A 17,749-nucleotide genomic window follows, 5' to 3' on the forward strand; every position below is an offset into this window, starting at 1 on the left:
GTGCAGGGCGACGTATTCACGGACGATGCTGCACGGCATCCTCGGCAGCCCGCAGGTCAACCGTCCGACGGCGTTACGGGTTGACCCGCCGTCGCCCAGCTCACAATCCCGCACCAACGCGAGCTACTGCTCCGTCAGCGGTAATGCGCCGACATCACGTCCCAAGGAGCTCTCCTTCGGCCGAGGCGAATGCCACATTCAGGCGATTGTCTCGAAAGTGATCGGAAGGGATGCAAGGAAGCGGAAGTTGATGCTTTCGAGCCACTCGGGCTGCGCCACCTCGCGCTTCCAGTTGGTGGTCCGACGCAGCAGCGCCCGCAGCGCGACATCCATCTCGGTGAGAGCCAGTGAGGCGCCCAGGCAGTAGTGGATGCCGTGCCCGAACGACAGGTGATCAGCAGCCGGTCGGGAGACATCCAGCATGTCAGGGTCGGTGTAGCGGCGGGGGTCACGATTTCCTGAACCAAGAACCAGGGTCACCGACTCGCCGGCGCGGATCAGGTGCTCACCTAGTTCGATGTCGGCGAGAGCCTTCCGAGTGGTGAACTGGACCGAACTGTCGTATCTCATCAGTTCGTGCGTGGCGGGTGTAATCAACTCAGGATCTCTGCGCAGCCGCTGAGTTTGCTCGTCGTTGTTCAAGAGGGCGAGGACCGCGTTCCCGATCATATGTGTGGTAGTCGCCTGCCCCGCGTCGATGAGCAGCAGGAAGTTGGCGAAGACTTCGTCCTCGGTGTAGTCGGCTGCCCGGAGTTGGGGACTGATCATTCGGCTGAAGAAGTCGTCGGCTGTGCTGTTTCGACGCGCGGTGGCAGTGCGGTCGAAGGACTCCCTGAGCGCCTGTATCCGCGCGTTCTGCGAGTTGGACTGGGTAAAGAACTCATGCAGCAGCCCCTGCCAGCTCTCCAGGAGGTGGGCGGCGTCGTCGGATACGCCTGCCAGTTTCGCGATGACGCCACGGCTGAGCGGTTCCGAGAAGTCGTGAATGATGTCCATGCGCCCGCTCGGCAGGACCTTGTCGAGCAGCTCGTCGGCCAACTCCTCGACATGAAAGCGTAGTTCTCGAGCGAGGCGGGGAGAAAGGCTGGGCCTGATCAATCGGCGTAGCCGGGTGTGATGCGGCGGATCATTGAACAGCATCATGTCTGACAGTGTGCGAGCCAGCAGTCCAACATCGCCACGAGCCTGTTCGGGCAAGCTCTCGTAGAAATCCGATATTCTGGCTACAGAAAGACGACCGCCCTTTGAGAGGTCGAGGATTTCCGGATGCCCGAACACCGCCCAGGTCTGCATCCATTCATCCCACTGCACCGGTGATTTCGTACGTGACTCGGCATAGAATGAGTATGGCTCCGCCGCGTGTTCAGGATCGAACAGGTGAGATAGATTCGTCGTATCGGGAGCGCGCATGGAGGATCCTCCAGTCCACCGCATCGAAGAAGTCGAAACCTGAGACTTCTAGTGGGGGTATGGATCGATAGGAGTCGGCCGTCATTGTTGACTCTGCGTCGAATGTTGCTGCCGGAAAGCGAAGGCATCAGGTGTCTCGCCAACTCGGCGGCCGCATATCCGCCTTCTTGCTCGTGCACCGGATCCTCCCTTTACGGCCCGCCGGATTATGAATAGTCTGCGGGACTCAAACACTGCGCCCGTGAAGGAATATCGAGCAGGCTAGCGATCTCCGTGAGCTGGCGTCAAGCGTCGACGGCAAAGCACGGCTGACAGTTATTGCGCTCTCCTGGACACATATTGCGCGCCCCCTCGCCGGCCCTTATTTCGGCATTGACGCAGGGGTTAACGGATGCCAGAGTGAATCCGCTCCGGTCTGAGCGGAGTTCAGTGACCGTCCGATGAGCGTGTACTGCTCATGTTCGCCCGCCACTCCTGTCCGTAGGAATGCAGTCTGATTTCGGGAGTTGATACCGGTAGTACCTGATCCGTTGGCAACGCCAGCCGGGTTGTGGGCTGAACTGTTCGGACACACCGATCTCCGTGACGACCCCGACTTCTTCGAGTCGGGGGAGATTTGCTGCTGATGACATTCCTTACCCGCCAGCTCGACCAGCATCTCGGCGTTCGGGTCCCCGCCCGGGCGATGTCGGCCGCTCGCACGCTGGGGCGGCAAGCCGAGGTCGTCCTTGGCCTGTTGGCACGCCATGAACCGAGCAGCACCAGCCGAGAACCAGTGTGGGAATCCTGATGACCTTGCCAGAACAGAACTTTGTGTCGAACGCTCCACACGAGGAGCTCAGCCCAGTCCATGCAGTCGTGGCCCGGATAGCCGGCAGTGATCCGCTGAGGGTCGCCGTTCGGAGCAGGGGCACCGAGCTGAGCTACGGCGAGCTCGACGCTTGGGCCAGGCGCATCGCAGCGTCTGTCCGTGCGGCAGGTGCGGGCGGAGGCGAGCGAATCGGTGTGCTCGTTGAACCTTCGAACGCGATGATCGCCGCCGTACTCGGAATCCTGTACGCCGGTGCCGCGTACGTCCCGGCAGACCCGGCCCACCCTGATCAGCGGATCGCTGATGTGTTCGCTGACGCGGGCGTGTCTGCCGTGATCGTCGCGGACGGCACGTCTGGCCGACTGCCCACGCTCACATGCCCGGTCATTCGAGCGGAGGACGCCCGAGAAGCAGAAGAGACCACGGCGGCGGCAGTCGCGGTGACCCCCGATGACGCCGCTTACATCATCTACACCTCGGGCAGCACTGGCGAGCCCAAAGGCGTCCTGGTCGAGCACGGTCAGCTGTCCGCTTCTACTCGGGCACGCCGCGCGGTGTATCCCGGCGCTCCGGTCTTCTTGCTTGTGTCCCCCTTGGCCTTCGATTCCTCGGTTGCCGGGGTGTGGGGGACCTTGACCGCGGGGGGATGCCTAGTCGTAGCTGCGTCTGATGAAATCCGCGATCCTGATCAGCTGGCCCACCTGGCGGAACGCTGGCAGGTGACCCGGCTGCTCTGTGTACCGCTCCTCTACAGCGCCCTGCTGGACGCGGCGACACGGCAGGGCAGGCGGCTGGATGCGCTGGACACGGTGATCGTGGCCGGCGAGCCGCTGGCTGAGGCATTGGTGGAACGCCATTTCGCCTTACTCGGCCGCACAGTCCCCCTGGTCAATGAGTACGGCCCGACCGAGGCCACGGTATGGGCCAGTTTCCGCCGTTATGAGGCCCCTGGACCGGTATCCATCGGCGGGCCGGTGCCTGGTGTCCGCCTGTACGTGCTGAATGAGGAGCTGAAGCCGGTCCCACGCGGTGTGAGCGGCGAGTTGTTCATCGGCGGCGCAGGGGTGGCTCGAGGATACTTCGGCCGCCCTGAAGCGACTGCCCAGGCTTTCATCGACGACCCTTTCACCGATGTCGAGGGCGCCAAGATGTACCGCACGGGGGACCTCGCCCGGTGGAACGATGATGATGAGTTGGAATTCCTCGGCCGCCGCGATCAACAAGTCAAGATCCGCGGCCATCGGATCGAGCTCGGCGCAGTCGAGGCTCATCTGCGTACTGCACCAGGGGTCAGCGACGCCGCCGTGGTGACGAACGCGGAGCGGACCCAGCTTGTCGGGTTCGTCCTGTCGCCTCCTGACATTTCTCCAGAATCAATCCGCGAGTATGTGGCGCGCAGGCTGCCGCAGGCCATGGTTCCGAACTGGATTCATGTGCTCGATCGGTTTCCTGTGACTGTCAACGGCAAAATCGACCGAAAACGCCTTAGTGCTCTGGCAGAAACCTACCCGGACTCCCAGGCTGAGGATGCAGCCGCCGCCCCCACGGACGACACGACTGGACGGGTGTCCGCCGCGTGGGCCGAGGTACTGAAGCGGGAAAATGTTCCGATCGAGGTGAATTTCTTCGATCTGGGCGGCCACTCGATCAAGCTCTTCGAGCTTCAGAACACCCTTGAGCGACATGCGGGAGTTCGGCTCTCGATTGTTGATCTGTTCTCGCACACCACGGTGTCGGCGCAGGCAACGCTGATCCGTGACGGCGTGCCCTCGGACGATGGTTCGGCCGTGGTCGGGCGAGCGGCATCGGCCACGCGCGCTCGCGCGCTGCGAGCACGGCGCCAGCGTCTGGAGGGAGGGGAACGGCGGTGACGGGGGAGTCGGCCTGGTGCCGGCGCGACCTCGTGCCTGGCGGTGCCGTCCATCGGCTGGTCTGCGGGGAGATCACTTCTGCCTTCATTCAGAACCTCCACACGCTCTGATCCGGAAATCCCTCAACGTCAAGACAACCAGCCGGAAGGACTCGTCTCATGCAGGCCAATAGAGGTGTAACCCTGACATGGGAAAATCCGTAGTGGGGTACGAGGCAAGGCAACCGAAGGCTGATGTGACGCAAGAACGCCTTCGATCGGCGCTTTCTGATTCCGTACCCGCGAGCCGGTCGTACACCGCCCCGGACAGCGCGGCCGAACAGCGCGTGGCCCGGGTGCGGCGGCAGGCGCTGACCCTGGACCGGGTCGGCGTCCACGACAACTTCTTTGACCTGGGCGGCAATGCGATACCGCTGCCGACCGTCCTCGCGGTGCTCCAGAAACACCCGGAGTACCAGGACCTCATCACCCCGACCAACCTGTTCCGGCACCCGACGGTGGCCGCCGTGGCTGCCCATCTCGACCAGATGGCCGAGCAGGAGGCGGCCCGGCGCGGCAGCGACCGCCGGGCCGCCCCGCACAAACTCCGTTCCAGGAAGGGCACGATGCGATGACGACCGAGGAAGCCGCACAGCACGACCTTGAGCAAGCGGTGGCCGTTGTGGGGATGAGCGGACGCTTCCCCGGCGCCCCCGACCTCGACGCCTACTGGGCCAACCTGCGCGACGGCGTCTGCTCGCTGTCCACGTTCACCGAGAAGGAACTGCTCGCCGACGGGGCGGACCCGGCCGAACTGCGCAACCCCGCCTTCGTCCCGGTGGCGGGGCATCTCGCTGACGCGGACCGCTTCGAGGCCGAGCTCTTCGGCTTCAACCGCACCGAGGCGGCCGCCCTGGACCCGCAGCACCGGGTACTCCTGGAGACCGCCTGGTCGGCGCTGGAGGACGCCGGGTACGCCCCGCTGAACGCACCGTCCCGCACCGGCGTCTACATGGGCGGCAGCTCGACGGAGCACGCGCTGGCCGCCGAGATGGACCCGGCGCTCGCCGCGTCCATCGGCGCGCTCCAGGTGCGTCTCCTCACCGACCGCGAGTTCCTGGCGCCCTGGATCTCCTACCGACTGGGCCTTGACGGGCCGAGCATGATGATCCAGACGGCCTGCTCGTCCTCGCTGACGGCGGTCCATGTCGCCGTTCAGGCGCTGCTGCTCGGCGAGTGCGACACCGCGCTCGCGGGCGGCGTCTCCATCGGCGCCCCGCGCAAAGAGGGCTACATCTACTACCAGGGCGGGACCTCCTCGCCCGACGGCCGCTGTCGCCCCTTCGACGAGAAGGCGGCCGGCACCGTGCCGGGCAGCGGCGTGGGCGTGCTGGTGCTGCGGCGGCTGGAGGACGCGCTCGCCGACGGCGACCCGGTGCGTGCGGTGATCCGGGGCACGGCCGTCACCAACGACGGGGCCGGCAAGGTCGGCTTCACCGCTCCGGGCGTGGACCAGCAGACAGCCGCGATCACCGAGGCGTGGACGGCGGCGGGGCTGGAGCCGTCGGCGGCGCAGTACCTTGAGGCGCACGGGACCGGGACCGAACTGGGCGACCGGATCGAACTGGCGGCGGCGAGCGCGGCGTTCACCGCCCGAGCCGGCCTCGACGGCGGCGCCGGCATCGCGCTCGGTTCGGTGAAGTCGAACATCGGGCACGCCGACGCGGCGGCCGGTGTGGCGGCGCTGATCAAGACGGTCCTGATGCTGGAGCACGCCACCCTGGCCCCGACGGTGAACGTCACGAGCCCGATGGCCGCCCTGCAGGACTCGCCGCTGCGGCTGGTGACCGAAACCCGTCACTGGCCGCGCAGGCCGGACCTGCCCCGGCTGGCCGGCGTGACGTCGGTCGGCATGGGCGGCACGAACGTGCACGCAGTGGTGCAGGAGCCACCGGCACGCGAGCCGCGCACGAAGGCCGACGCCCGCCCGACGGTCCTGCCGCTGTCGGCCCGTACCGAGCATCAACTCGCTCTCGTGGCATCGCGGTTGGCGGCACGTCTGCGCGAGGCCGACGCCCCCGCCCTCGCCGATGTCGCGCACACCCTGCGCACCGGCCGGGTCGGGATGCCCGTGCGTGCCTACGTGATCGCCGCCGACGTGCAGGAGGCGGCGGACAAGCTCATGGCACTGGCCGAGGGCCACCCGGATCCGGTGCGGGACCCGTCGGGGGAGGCGTGGCTGCGCGCCGAGGAAGTGACCTGGCCGGCCCTCGACGGCGAGGTACGCCGGGTACGGCTCCCGTCGTACCCGTTCGCGGGCGAGAACTACGGCGCCCTGACGCTGCGCGGCCCGGCAGCTCAGGCGCAGGCCGAGAGTGCGGCGCCCGCGCTGGGCAGCGAACTGGAGGCCGGGGTCGCCGAGTTGGTGATCGAGGCGCTGGATCTCGATGGGCCCTCCGGTCTGGAGAAGACGTACATCGAGGCGGGCGGCGACTCGCTGACGTCCGTGCATCTGGCCGGACGGCTCCGCGACGAGCTCGACATCGACGTACCGATCCAGCTGTTCCAGGAACCGCTCACGCTGAAAGAGATGACGACCCGCATCGTGGAGATCAAGGGAGGCGGCGAGGGCGCCGGCCGCCCTGCTCCCGGAGTTACGGCCGTGCGGCGGCCCACCTTCGCCTCGGTGCACGGGGAGGGCGTGACCGAGGTCCACGCGAAGGACCTCACCCTCGACAAATTCCTCGACGCGCACCTCCTTGCCGACGCCCCCGCGCTGCCCCGCGCCGAGCGGGAACCGCGCACCGTGCTGCTGACCGGGGCGAACGGCTACCTCGGCCGCTTCCTCGCCCTGGAATGGCTGCGCACCCTGGCGCCGGCCGGCGGCCGGCTGATCGCCCTGGTGCGGGGCAAGGACGCCGCCGCGGCCCGGCAGCGGCTGGACGCGGCCTTCGACAGCGGCGACCCGGAGCTGGTGCGGACGTACGAGGAACTGGCCGCGGTCCATCTCGAGGTCATGGCGGGTGACATGGCGGAGCCGCGGCTCGGCCTGGACGAGGCGGTCTGGGACCGGCTGACCGACGAGGTCGACCTGATCGTCCACGCCGGTGCGCTGGTGAACCACCTCCTGCCGTACCCGCACCTCTTCGACGCCAACGTCGTCGGCACCGCCGAACTCGTCCGGCTGGCACTCACCCGCCGGGCGAAGCCGATCACCTACATCTCCAGCGTCGGGGTCGCCGACTCCTGCCGGCCGGCCCTCGACGAGGACAGCGACGTCCGCGTCGCCATACCGGCCCTGAACGTCGACGGTGGCTACGCCAACGGGTACGCGGCCAGCAAATGGGCCGGCGAAGTGTTGCTGCGGGAGGCGCACGACCTGTGCGGACTGCCGGTCACGACCTTCCGGTCCAGCATGATCCTCGCGCACAGCCGGTACGGCGGACAGCTCAACGTCGCCGATGTGTTCAGCCGCCTTCTGTTCAGCGTGCTCGCCACCGGGATCGCGCCGCGCAGCTTCTACCGTGCGGACGGCGAACGCGCCCACTACGACGGCCTGCCGGTCGACTTCACCGCCGTCGCCATGGTGGCGCTGGGGGGCCGCGGCACCTCTGAAGCCCCGCCCGGATACCGGACGTTCAGCCTCGTGAACCCCAACGACGACGGCGTCTCCCTCGACGCCATCGTCGACTGGCTCGCCCAGGACGGCCACGCCATCGAGCGGGTGGACGACTACGCCGAGTGGTACCTGCGGTTCGAGGCGGCGATGCGTGCCCTGCCCGAGGCACAGCGGCAGTACGCGGCGCTGCCCATCCGGCACGCCTACAAGGAGCCCGAGGACCCGGTACCCGGATCCGCCATCCCCTCCGACCGGTTCCGCGCCGCCGTCCGGGCCGGCGCGATCGCCGGGCACGGGGTCATCCCGAGCCTCACGCGCGACCTCGTCGCCAAGTACGCCCGGGACCTGAAGAACCTGTTCACAGCGGGGCGCCCCATGGACGGCGGCCACGTCGACCACTGACGTGCCGCCCGGGACGCGGAGCCGGGGTCATCCCCCGTCCCCGGCTCCGTGTCCCGCAGTACAGCCCCCGGGACGGCCGGAAGGGCTCGGTACCACCGAACCTTCGGTGGGCCCGTGGTCGACGGTTCGGTGTTCAGGCAGGGCGAGAGAGTGGGGCGGCAGAGTGGCGCGTCAGGAGCGTGCGATACGTACGCGTGAGGCCGTCCTGGAAGCCATGGCGCGCCGGTTCATCGAGGTCGGGTACGAAGCCGCCACCATCGCCGCGCCCGTCGAACGGACCGGCCGTACCCGAGGCGCCTGTACCTCCACTTCCCGACCGAGGAAGCGATGGCGCCCGGCGTGCTCGACCAGGCCGTGACCCGCGAGGGGCTCGTTCCGCAGACGCACAAGCTCCAGGAACGGGTCGACCTCGGGCTCCTGCTCGCACACCGGATGCCCCAGGAATCGATGTTGCGTGCGGCCGTCCAGCCGTCCCCCCACCTCAAGGCACGCAGCATGTTCGGCACGCGCCAGCCGGACTTGATCAGCCTGTTCGAGGACCTGCTCGTGGAGGCCGAGGAGCGCGGCGAGTTGCTGCCGCACGCGGTCCCCGCGGAGATCGCAGGGCTGGTCGTGGGCGCCTGGACCGGAGTGCAACTGGTACCCGAGGCGCGTGCGGCGAGCCCGGCGCTGTCCGAGGAGATAGCGCGGCTCTACCAGTTGATCCTGCCGAACGTCGCCACCATCGGCGTCCTGGCCAAGCCGGACACCTCCTCCTATCGCGCGAAACACCCTGCTCGACTCCGCGCCCTGAGCGCACAGTCGGAGCTGACCTCCACTGCCAAGGCCGCCTTGCAACCGTCGGACACCCTGTCACCCGGTGCCGTCAGGGTGAGCATCACGGAGGACGCGGCTGAGTCGTCGTAGATGCCGTCGACACCGGCGCCTTGCGCGCGTACGGCAGCGACCCGTACGGCATCCACGAGTCCTGTCCGGACCGCAGCCGCCGACACGCGGGTTCAGACCCGCTGGGACGCCCAGTTCTGGACCGCCCGCGTCGTCCGGCAGGTCGGGGAACGGTGGGAGCCGGCGGACTTCCTCGACGTCATGTGGTTCGCCTGGCACGCCTTCCACAGGACGGGGGACGCCTGGGACACCGCCGCGATCGCTGCCACGCTCCGCCGGGTGCGTGACGCCCTCGCCGTACGCCGCCACCGCAGGGCCGCGCTGATCACCGCGGCCCTCACCTTGCTCGCGTACCTGTTCTGCATCGGGGACCTCGCCGTCTCCGGCTCGGGCCGGGTCCCCGGTGCCCAGCCCTGCGGGCCGCACCAGGGCAGCTGCTTGAGGCGTGGGCGCCGTATCTGTTCGAGCCGGTCCTCGGCCGTCGCCGCCCACACCGCCCGCCACGCCGCCTCCTGCCAGCGCACACGCTATGCCCGGCTGCTGGGCATGCTCCCGGAGTTCCTGCTCGGATTCGCCTGCTGCGTGCCGACTTTTCTGCTCGTCCTCGATGCGAGCACGGCCGCCGCGCTCCTGCCGGCCCTGATCCTGCTGCGCCCGGCCTTCTACGCGCTCACGCTGCTACAGCGCCGCAGTCAGTTGCTGCAGCACCTGGTGGAGACGGCCGGGGTGCTGCTCGTGAACGCCGCCCGGCTCACCGACCCGGCGTGAACCGTATCGGCAGAGCCTTGATCCCGTACACGGGGGTCAGATCCGGAAACCATTCGATGGCCGCGTCATCGGCGACGGTGTAGTCCGGTATCCGGTCGAACACCTCCTCCAGCATCGCCGTGAACATCTCTCGCACCATGGCCGCGCCCACGCAATAGTGCTGGCCGGCACCGAAAGCGAGGTGGCGGCCGGCGTCGCGGTTCAGGTCGATCCGGTCCGGGTGCGGGAAGACGGAATCGTCGCGGTTCGCCGCGGCCCACCCGAGCAGCACCTGGTCGCCCCGGGCGATGCGCTGCCCGCCGAGTTCGACGTCCTCGGCGGCAATCCGGCCCGTGCTTTGAACGGGGGAGACCCACCGCAGGAACTCGTCCGCGGCGGTGCGGATCATCGAGCGGTCGGACATCAGCCGGGACCGCAGCTCGGGTTGCTGGGCGAGGGTACGGAGCGCGATCGCGGTCACGCTTGACGTCGGATGGATGCCGAGCAGCAGCAAATACATCATCGAGACGATGTCATCGTCCGGTATCGGTACTCCGTCCACCTCACGGGTCGCCAGGTGTCCGAGCAGCCCCCGCTTGTCACCGTCCCGTTGCGCGTCGAGTGCTTCCACCAGCTCCAGGCAGATCAGTTGCGCGCATTCGCGGGCTGTCGACGGATCGTGCGGAGCGGCGAAAAGCCCCCGGTAGAGCAGGGAGTCGATGTCGAACCACCGCTCCTCCGGCAGCCCGATGTCCCGCATGGTCAGAATACTGGGCAGTTTCTCGGTCATCGCCACAACGATGTCGCACTCGCCGCGCTCGATCACCTCGTCGATACAAGCCGCCGCCAACTGCCGGACCTCGCCGGCGCGCGCGGCGACCCGCTTCGGGGAATAGAACACGGAGAGCAACTTGCGGTACTTCAGGCACTCCGGCGAGTCGAGTTCCAGCGGTATCATCCGGTTGCTCTGCCCGAGTGAGGGAATGGTCACGCCCTGCACCGTACCGTCCGCCCTGTCCTGCGCGGTTTGGAAGGTCAGGGCTTCGCGGGCCGCCGAGGAGACCTCACGGTGACCGGTCGCGACCCAGTAGCCGTCCCAGGCGCGGCTCCACTGCACCGGGCAGGATTCGCGGAGTTTCGCATAGGTCGGAAACGGATCCACCGCTATCGCCGGGTCATGGCTGTCATAGTCGAACCCTGCTCGCACGTCCACCAAGGAAATCACCTTCGCTGTCACGGAGTTTGTCGGGTAACGATCGCGACGTAGAGCGCCTCGCTACCGCCGTGCGTGGTCACCACCCGTTGTGCGTCCCTGTTGCCTCAATCGTTGGACAATGGCCTCGCGCAGGTCGTCGCGCCCGAGGCACGGGCTGTCACCGGAAGGCGATTTCGTCGAGCTCGCCCGGCTCGATGCCGACAAGTTGCCGCACCCGCGCGAGTGAATGATCGAGGACCCCGCTCGACCCGATGTCGATGACCGCAGTGTGACAGTGGTCGCGCATCCAGTTTTCGAGTGATGCCTCAGGGAGCGTCATCATCCTCCGAACGCTGTCCGACGCCTTCCACGTGGGAATGTATGGCGCCTCCAGTACCAACAGTTGGCCTACGTTGCTCATTGCCACATCGTTATTGCTCTTGGTACGGCGACTCTCCCGGCGGTGCTGCAGAGGTGTCGGTCGCCGGCGCGCCGTGAGACGGCTGCAGGGTGTCTTTGCCGGTAGTCCGTTGAATCGGGCGATGGTGTGGGTTGGCGGTAGGTCAGGCTGGTCGTAGGTCGGTGGTCGGAGTCAACTTCTTCAGCCTGGCCCAGCGGCGGGGGAGTCGTGAGTAGCTGACCGGGCTGCCGGCGCCGCGGGAGCGGAACAAGGCGTTCTTCTTGTCCGCGTTGCCCTTGAGGGGCCGAGCAGGCCAACGACCGGCGGCTTGAGCTGCTGCGCGAGCAGCCGGCGACGGCTCCGCACGACGGCGGGGGCATGGTGATCGACGACTCCGGGGACCGCAAGGACGGCACGGCGACCGCACATGCGGGCCGGCAGTGGCTGGGCCGGCCGGGCAAGACGGACAACGGCATCGTCACGGTGACCACGGTGCGGGGACCGACGGCCGCGTGCACGTCCCGATGCACTCACAGCCGTACGCTCCCGCTGCGTGGCTCACATTCGAACTGCCCTGACCTGCAACGCCACTTGAAGATCGGTGGTGTCTGGAGCGTGCCGCTCACCACGCTGGGGGAAGCCCTCTTCTTCCTCGATGTCGGTTATCGGCAGATGAGGCACCCGACTCATCGACGCATGGGCAGCAACGCAGATCCCGCAGCGGGCAATATCGGTCAACTGCCCATATCGGCGAGGACATACATTGCTCCGCAGAAGACCTCACACCCTCGATCTGGGAGTTTGAGGAATCGACAGTCATTGGACCAGAAACGCTAGATCAGCGTCTCTGCCGAACTGAATCTACTTACCTCTTGTGATCTCTGTGTGGGGTCGCGGTTCTCGGGTCGCGAGGATGAGGTTCTGGAGAACGATGAATTTTGATGGGGCATTGCTCGAAGACTGGATGCGCGACCACTATCATGACGCTGCGATAGACATCGGGTCGAGTGGGGTTCTTGACTACTCGCTCGGACAGGTGCGACAACTCGCCGGCATCGAGCCTGGTGATTTGGACGAGATCGTTTTCCGGGACAGTCCTTGCCTGGGTCGGGACGACCTGCGCGAGGCCATCGCCTCGCGCTGGGGTGACGGCGACGCGCGCAGGGTGATGCTCACGCACGGCGGCAGCGAGGCTATCTACGTCGCGCTCCAGACCCTCCTTGAGCCAGGTGACCAAGTCGTCGCCCTGGACCCGGCCTACCACTCGCACGTATCCGTCGCAGAGTCCATGGGGTGCGAAGTTCTGCGCTGGCGGCTGCGCGAGGAGGACCAATTCCGGCCTGACGTGGAGGAACTTGCGAGGCTCGTCACTGCGCGCACAAAGGTCATTGTGGTCAACTTTCCGCACAACCCGACCGGCGCGACACTCGACCCTGCTGGTTTCCGTCGCCTGCTTGAGATTGCTGACCATGTTGGTGCCCATCTCCTGTGGGACGGCGCTTTCACGGACCTGGTCTACGATGACGCACCGCTGCCGGACCCCGGACTGACCTATCCGCGCACTGTGTCGATCGGAACCTTCTCAAAGGCTTTCGGTCTGCCCGGCATGAGATTCGGATGGTGCATGGCCGAGCCGGAGCTTCTGCGGGCGATGACCAACCTGCGCGACCGCATCACGCTCAGCCTCTCTCCGCTTCTCGAGTTCATTGCGCTGCGCGTCGTACAGCGTGCAGACGTCTTCATCGCTCCCAGGCTGGAGAACGCCAGGGAGAACCGACGTCTGTTGGCCGACTGGGCCGCGCAGCACGAGGATCATGTCGACCTCCCGCTGCCCCTCGGCGGAGTGACAGCGTTCCCGCAACTGCGCCCGTGGCGGGACACGACCGAGCTGTGCCGGCGGCTGGGAGAGACCAGCAACATACTGCTCGTCCCCGGCCGCGCATTCGACCACCCGTGCCGCGTCCGGCTCGGTTTCGGCGGCGATCGCAGCCAACTAGGCAAAGGCCTGGACATTTTGGGCGCTGAGTTCGCCGCGAGTCTCCAACCGTGAAGCGGAAAGGAACCCTGACGAACATGCAGAGCATTGAACTCTCGGACATTGAGTTAAAGACAGTCAACGAAGTACTCGCCTCGCTCACGGCGAAGTTCCAGTCGGTCAGTGACCCGGAGTTCGTTCAGCAGTGCGCGGTGTACGCACACGAGCTGCCGCAGCGGCTGCGGGCCGAGTTGAACGCGTTCCGCCTGGAGGCTTCCGGTGGCGCGCTGTCCATCCGCGGCTTCCGGATCGACGACGCTGCAATCGGGCCCACTCCCGAGCACTGGCGTACCCACGTCGGCCGGGCGTCCACGCTCTTTGCGGAGATGTACTTCATGCTCTGCGCATCCCTGCTGGGCGACCCCATCGGCTGGGCGACGCAGCAGGACGGCCGGATCATGCACGACATCTTTCCGATCAAGGGCCACGAAAATGAGCAGCTTGGCTCAGGTAGCAAAGAACTGCTGACCTGGCACACCGAGGAGGCCTTCCACCCGCTGCGGGCCGACTACCTCGGCCTGGCCTGTCTGCGCAACCACGACCGGGTGGCGACGACATTCGCCTCGGTCGACGACCTCGAGCTCACTGATGAGATCACGGACCTGCTCTGTCAGGAGCGGTACCCGATCAAGCCCGACCGCTCGCATCTGCCGCACCACGACGAAGACAACCGGCAGATGTCGACGCGCGAACGCGAGCTGCTCTCGCGCAGCTATGAATGGATCACAGCCAAGGACAGCGAGCCCGACCGAGTCGCCATCCTCTTCGGCGACCGCGAAGCACCCTATCTGCGCATCGATCCATTCTTCATGGAGGACGCATACGCCGTCCCGGACAGCGCCCGCGCAATGAAGGCTGTCGAGGCGGAGGTCGATCGCAACATACGAGATTACGTGCTCGAACCGGGTGAACTGCTCTTCCTGGACAACTACAAGATCGTGCACGGCAGGGTGCCCTTCACCGCCCGCTTCGACGGCACGGACCGCTGGCTCAAGAGGCTCAACGTGGCACGCGACCTGCGGAAGTCCCGCGATCGCAGAATCAGCCACGACGCGCGAGTGATCTATTGACGGCCTACAGCACCTCGGCCCTCGCGGCCGGACGGACCCCACCCGGAAAGGACTGCGAGACGTCAGTGTCGACCACCCAAGACTCTGCGATGCAACCGAAAGACAGCCAGGACCGCCGCGTTGACAGGAGTTTCCCCCTTTCCCTGGCACAGGAGCGGATCTGGGTCTCCGAGCAACTCGCCGATGCGGGCTCGCACTACGGGACCCCGGTGGTGTTCGCCCTCCGCGGCGCGCTGGACCTCGGGCTGCTTGAGGCGGCTCTGACCCAGATCGTTCAACGACACGAGGTGCTGCACTCCGTCGTGTCCAACGCGTCGGGCTCGCCCCGGTTCGTCGTCATCCCCGCACGCCCCGTAGGACTCGATCCACAGGATGCGGCTTCGGAGCAGGAGCTGACTGAGCGGGTGAGCGCCGCGACGGCAGCTCCGTTCGACCTCTTGCATGGGCCGCTCGTGCGGTTCGGCTTGTACCGCCTCGGTCCCGCGGATCACCGCCTGCTGGTGGACATACATCACCTGATCTTCGACGGAGTCTCGGCCGGCGTGCTGCTCCAGGAGCTTGCCGAACTTCTTGCCGCGGGGGCCGAGGGCCGCACGCCCGAACTCCCCGAGCTGCCTTTCGCCTACGGGCAGTACGCCGTCGCCCAACGTCGCTCGCTCGACGAGGGCCTGTTGGACAGTCAGGTCGAGCACTGGTGCACCCAGCTCAGCGACGCGTCCTTCGCACTTGAACTGCCCACCGATTACCAGCGCCCCTCACGCATGAGCTTCCAAGGCGCCAGCCACTTCTTCACATTGCCGACTTCGCTGCGCGCCGAACTCGCGGCGGCGGCCCGCCGCTGGAGCGTCACCCCCTACGCGGTCATGCTCGCCGGCTGGGCTGCCGTTCTCGGCCGCTACGCAGGGCAAGAGGACCTGCTGGTGGGCAGCCCCATGGTGGGTCGGACCGAGCCGGGCACCGAGGAGATGATCGGCATGTTCGTCAACGTCCTGCCCCTCCGGGTACGCCCAGAGCGAGATCAGACCTTCCACAGCCTGGTCAACCAGACACGCCTCGCTTCCATCGAGGGTCTCGCCTATCAGGAAGCGCCGATCGAGAAGGTCATCGAGCGACTTCGTCCGCCACGCGACCCGAGCCGCAATCCGCTGTTCCAGACGGCGTTCACCTACGACGAGGGGCTTGAGGAATCCATACACGTCGCGGGACTGACGATCGAGGTCGCCGCACCGCCGCCGCGCACCGCCGCCAAACTCGACCTGAGTATCGAGGTCGTTGAGCAGGACGGCCGACTCGAAGCGGAAATCGAGTACGCCACCGACCTGTTCGCGCCGGAGACGATCCGCCGCATCGCATCCCACTACACCACCTTCCTCGACAACGCGCTCCGCTCGCCGGACCGGCCGCTGTGCGAGATCCCACTGGCCTCGGAGGAGGAGCACGCTCTGCTGGCAAGGCAGCAGAGCGGAGACGGCGCACCCTACGATCCCGTTGTCCTCCCCTCGCTCTTCGAGGCCCAAGTCGCGCTGCGCCCCGACGCATGCGCGGTCTCCTGCGGCGAACTGCGGTGGAGCTACCGAGAACTCAACGAGCGGGCCAACCGGCTTGCCAGAACTCTGATGGCCCGCGGACTGGGACCCGAGAAGCTGGTGGGCGTTGCGTTGCCCAGCGGCCCGCTCCTCGTCCTGGCCGTCCTCGCGATCAGCAAGGCGGGTGCCGCCTTCCTACCGCTCGACCCGGCCTATCCGAGCAAGCGAATCGAGTACATCGTCAGCGACGCGCGTCCCGCCCTGCTGCTGACCGACGCCGCCGGCGCCACGGCCCAGCCCTGGACGACGCCGGTCCTGGTCCTCGACGAACAGCAGACCGGGCGAGACGCGGACGCGGACGCATCGAACGTCTCCGACGCGCAGCGGTCGCACCCACTCACCCTCGCGCACCCGGCATACGTCATCTACACCTCCGGTTCGACCGGGACACCGAAGGGCGTGACAGTCACGCACGAGGGCCTCGCCGGGCTTTCCGGCGCGCAGATCGAGGCATTCGGCGTACGGTCCGACAGCAGGGTCCTGCAATTCGCCAGTCCAAGCTTCGACGCCTCCGTCTCGGAGCTCTGTATGGCCCTGCTCAGCGGTGCTACGGCGGTGTTCGTCCCGGGTCTTCACGACTTCGTGGGGGGATCGTTCGAAGCAGTGCTTGTCCGGGAGACCGTGACGCACGTAACCCTGCCGCCCTCGGTACTCGCCTCGCTTTCCCCCGACGAGGATCTGCCCGCGGACCTGACCATCGTGGTTGCCGGGGAAAGCCTGACCGCCGACCTCGCCGCACGCTGGTCCGGGCGTTGCAGGATGTTCAACGCTTACGGGCCTACCGAGTCCACGGTGTGCGCAACGCTGACCGGCCCGCTGACGGGGAACGAACCGCCGCCCATCGGCCGGCCGATCGCCGGCACCCAGATCTTCGTCCTGGACGAGGGCCTGCGGCCGCTGCCGGTGGGCGTGGCGGGCGAGTTGTACCTTGCCGGCGCCGGTCTGGCCCGCGGATATCTCGGCCGACCCGGCCTCACCGCGGCCGGCTTCGTCGCCTGTCCCTTCGGTCCGGACGGGGGGCGGATGTATCGCACCGGAGATCGGGCCCGCTGGCGTAGCGACGGGAATCTCGAGTTCGTCGGGCGCCGGGACGACCAGGTCAAGATGAACGGCTTCCGGATCGAGCTCGGTGAGATCGAGAACGTGATCGCAGCGCACCCAGGCGTGGAACAGACCGCTGTCGTGGTACGCGAAGACAGGCCGGGGCTGCGGCAAGTCGTCGCCTACGTGGTGGCCCAGGCGCCCAACGAGGAGATCCTCGCCCACGCCGCGTCACAGTTGCCCGGTTACATGGTGCCGTCTGCTGTGGTGCGCTTGCAGAAGCTGCCGTTGACCACGAACGGCAAGGTGGACCGGCGCAACCTGCCTGCTCCGGATGACCGGACGTCTGTCACTGATCGCAGTCCGGGCACCGCGTGCGAGGAGCAGCTGTGCAAGCTGATCGGTGAGGTGCTGGACCTCGCTGAGGTCGGCGTGGACGAGAGCTTCTTCGAACTCGGCGGCCAGTCTCTGCACGCGGTGCGTCTGCTGAGCCGGATCCGCGGTGTCATGGGTGTGGAGATCGGTATCAAGACCCTGTTCCAGGCGCCTACCGCGGCGTTGCTCGCGGCGCAGATCGACTCTGGTCAGATCGCCGTCATCACCCGGCCGGCACTCCTCCCGACGGTCCGCTGACCCACGGCGGGCGCCGGATGACTTCGGCGCGGTCGGGTGGGCCCGCACAGAGCAGTGAGGATCTCA

12 protein-coding genes and 1 pseudogene are annotated in these 17,749 nt (G+C 67.1%); 10 read left to right on the forward strand and 3 right to left on the reverse strand.

Going from position 1 to position 17,749, the window contains the following annotated elements; genetic code table 11:
* Positions 1-198: 198 nt before the first annotated feature.
* Positions 199-1,410, reverse strand: coding sequence for a cytochrome P450 (locus PH203_RS30595; RefSeq protein WP_289923963.1), 1,212 nt, complete (start codon positions 1,408-1,410; stop codon positions 199-201).
* 607 nt (positions 1,411-2,017) lie between these two features.
* Between PH203_RS30595 and PH203_RS49740 the strand changes: the two are divergent.
* From PH203_RS49740 to PH203_RS30620, 6 genes and pseudogenes are all read left to right on the forward strand, one after another.
* Positions 2,018-2,200: pseudogene (locus PH203_RS49740) on the forward strand (hypothetical protein); the annotation flags it as partial.
* A gap of 68 nt (positions 2,201-2,268) precedes the next feature.
* On the forward strand, positions 2,269-4,092 hold the full coding sequence (locus PH203_RS30600) for a non-ribosomal peptide synthetase (protein WP_289924006.1): 1,824 nt from the start codon (positions 2,269-2,271) through the stop codon (positions 4,090-4,092).
* A gap of 235 nt (positions 4,093-4,327) precedes the next feature.
* The gene (locus tag PH203_RS30605) at positions 4,328-4,705 is read left to right on the forward strand and encodes a phosphopantetheine-binding protein (RefSeq protein ID WP_289923965.1); all 378 of its coding nucleotides are present in this window, start codon (positions 4,328-4,330) and stop codon (positions 4,703-4,705) included.
* On the forward strand, positions 4,702-8,091 hold the full coding sequence (locus PH203_RS30610) for a thioester reductase domain-containing protein (protein ID WP_289923966.1): 3,390 nt from the start codon (positions 4,702-4,704) through the stop codon (positions 8,089-8,091). Before PH203_RS30605 ends, PH203_RS30610 begins: the two co-directional genes overlap by 4 nt.
* Positions 8,092-8,418: 327 nt before the next feature.
* A complete protein-coding gene (locus PH203_RS30615; RefSeq protein ID WP_289923967.1) occupies positions 8,419-8,997 on the forward strand; it encodes a TetR/AcrR family transcriptional regulator in 579 nt (192 codons plus the stop codon).
* Positions 8,998-9,744 carry a hypothetical protein gene (locus PH203_RS30620; protein WP_289923969.1) on the forward strand — a complete coding sequence of 249 codons (747 nt, stop codon included), beginning with the start codon at positions 8,998-9,000 and terminating at the stop codon, positions 9,742-9,744.
* Here PH203_RS30620 and PH203_RS30625 read toward each other — a convergent pair.
* Complete coding sequence (locus tag PH203_RS30625) at positions 9,728-10,936, reverse strand: cytochrome P450 (RefSeq protein ID WP_289923971.1); 1,209 nt, start codon at positions 10,934-10,936, stop codon at positions 9,728-9,730. The two genes, PH203_RS30620 and PH203_RS30625, sit on opposite strands and share 17 nt — an antisense overlap.
* 160 nt (positions 10,937-11,096) lie before the next feature.
* Positions 11,097-11,339, reverse strand: coding sequence for a hypothetical protein (locus PH203_RS30630; protein WP_289923972.1), 243 nt, complete (start codon positions 11,337-11,339; stop codon positions 11,097-11,099).
* Between the two features lie 357 nt (positions 11,340-11,696).
* Here PH203_RS30630 and PH203_RS30635 point away from each other — a divergent pair, with 357 nt between their 5' ends.
* The 4 genes from PH203_RS30635 (at position 11,697) to PH203_RS30650 (ending at position 17,683) form a co-directional block, all read left to right on the forward strand.
* Complete coding sequence (locus PH203_RS30635; protein WP_289923973.1) at positions 11,697-12,155, forward strand: transposase; 459 nt, start codon at positions 11,697-11,699, stop codon at positions 12,153-12,155.
* A 94-nt stretch (positions 12,156-12,249) separates the two neighbouring features.
* Entirely contained in the window at positions 12,250-13,368 is a 1,119-nt protein-coding gene (gene vioD, locus PH203_RS30640) for a capreomycidine synthase (protein WP_289923975.1), read from the forward strand.
* Between the two features lie 23 nt (positions 13,369-13,391).
* On the forward strand, positions 13,392-14,423 hold the full coding sequence (gene gntD, locus PH203_RS30645; RefSeq protein ID WP_289923976.1) for a guanitoxin biosynthesis L-enduracididine beta-hydroxylase GntD: 1,032 nt from the start codon (positions 13,392-13,394) through the stop codon (positions 14,421-14,423).
* Positions 14,424-14,488: 65 nt separating this feature from the next.
* Positions 14,489-17,683: an amino acid adenylation domain-containing protein gene (locus PH203_RS30650; protein WP_289923977.1), complete on the forward strand. Its 3,195-nt coding sequence runs from the start codon at positions 14,489-14,491 to the stop codon at positions 17,681-17,683.
* Positions 17,684-17,749 lie beyond the last annotated feature (66 nt).

The organism is Streptomyces sp. S.PB5, assembly GCF_030403745.1.
In the GTDB taxonomy this organism is placed as follows: domain Bacteria; phylum Actinomycetota; class Actinomycetes; order Streptomycetales; family Streptomycetaceae; genus Streptomyces.

What these genes read in the sequence shown, in the direction of transcription:
- PH203_RS30595 (WP_289923963.1), bottom strand. Translation starts at nt 1,410, where the DNA reads ATGCGCGCTCCCGATACGACGAATCTATCTCACCTGTTCGATCCTGAA.
- PH203_RS30610 (WP_289923966.1), top strand. Translation starts at nt 4,702, where the DNA reads ATGACGACCGAGGAAGCCGCACAGCACGACCTTGAGCAAGCGGTGGCC.
- PH203_RS30615 (WP_289923967.1), top strand. Translation starts at nt 8,419, where the DNA reads ATGGCGCCCGGCGTGCTCGACCAGGCCGTGACCCGCGAGGGGCTCGTT.
- PH203_RS30620 (WP_289923969.1), top strand. Translation starts at nt 8,998, where the DNA reads ATGCCGTCGACACCGGCGCCTTGCGCGCGTACGGCAGCGACCCGTACG.
- PH203_RS30630 (WP_289923972.1), bottom strand. Translation starts at nt 11,339, where the DNA reads ATGAGCAACGTAGGCCAACTGTTGGTACTGGAGGCGCCATACATTCCC.
- PH203_RS30635 (WP_289923973.1), top strand. Translation starts at nt 11,697, where the DNA reads ATGGTGATCGACGACTCCGGGGACCGCAAGGACGGCACGGCGACCGCA.
- vioD (WP_289923975.1), top strand. Translation starts at nt 12,250, where the DNA reads ATGAATTTTGATGGGGCATTGCTCGAAGACTGGATGCGCGACCACTAT.
- gntD (WP_289923976.1), top strand. Translation starts at nt 13,392, where the DNA reads ATGCAGAGCATTGAACTCTCGGACATTGAGTTAAAGACAGTCAACGAA.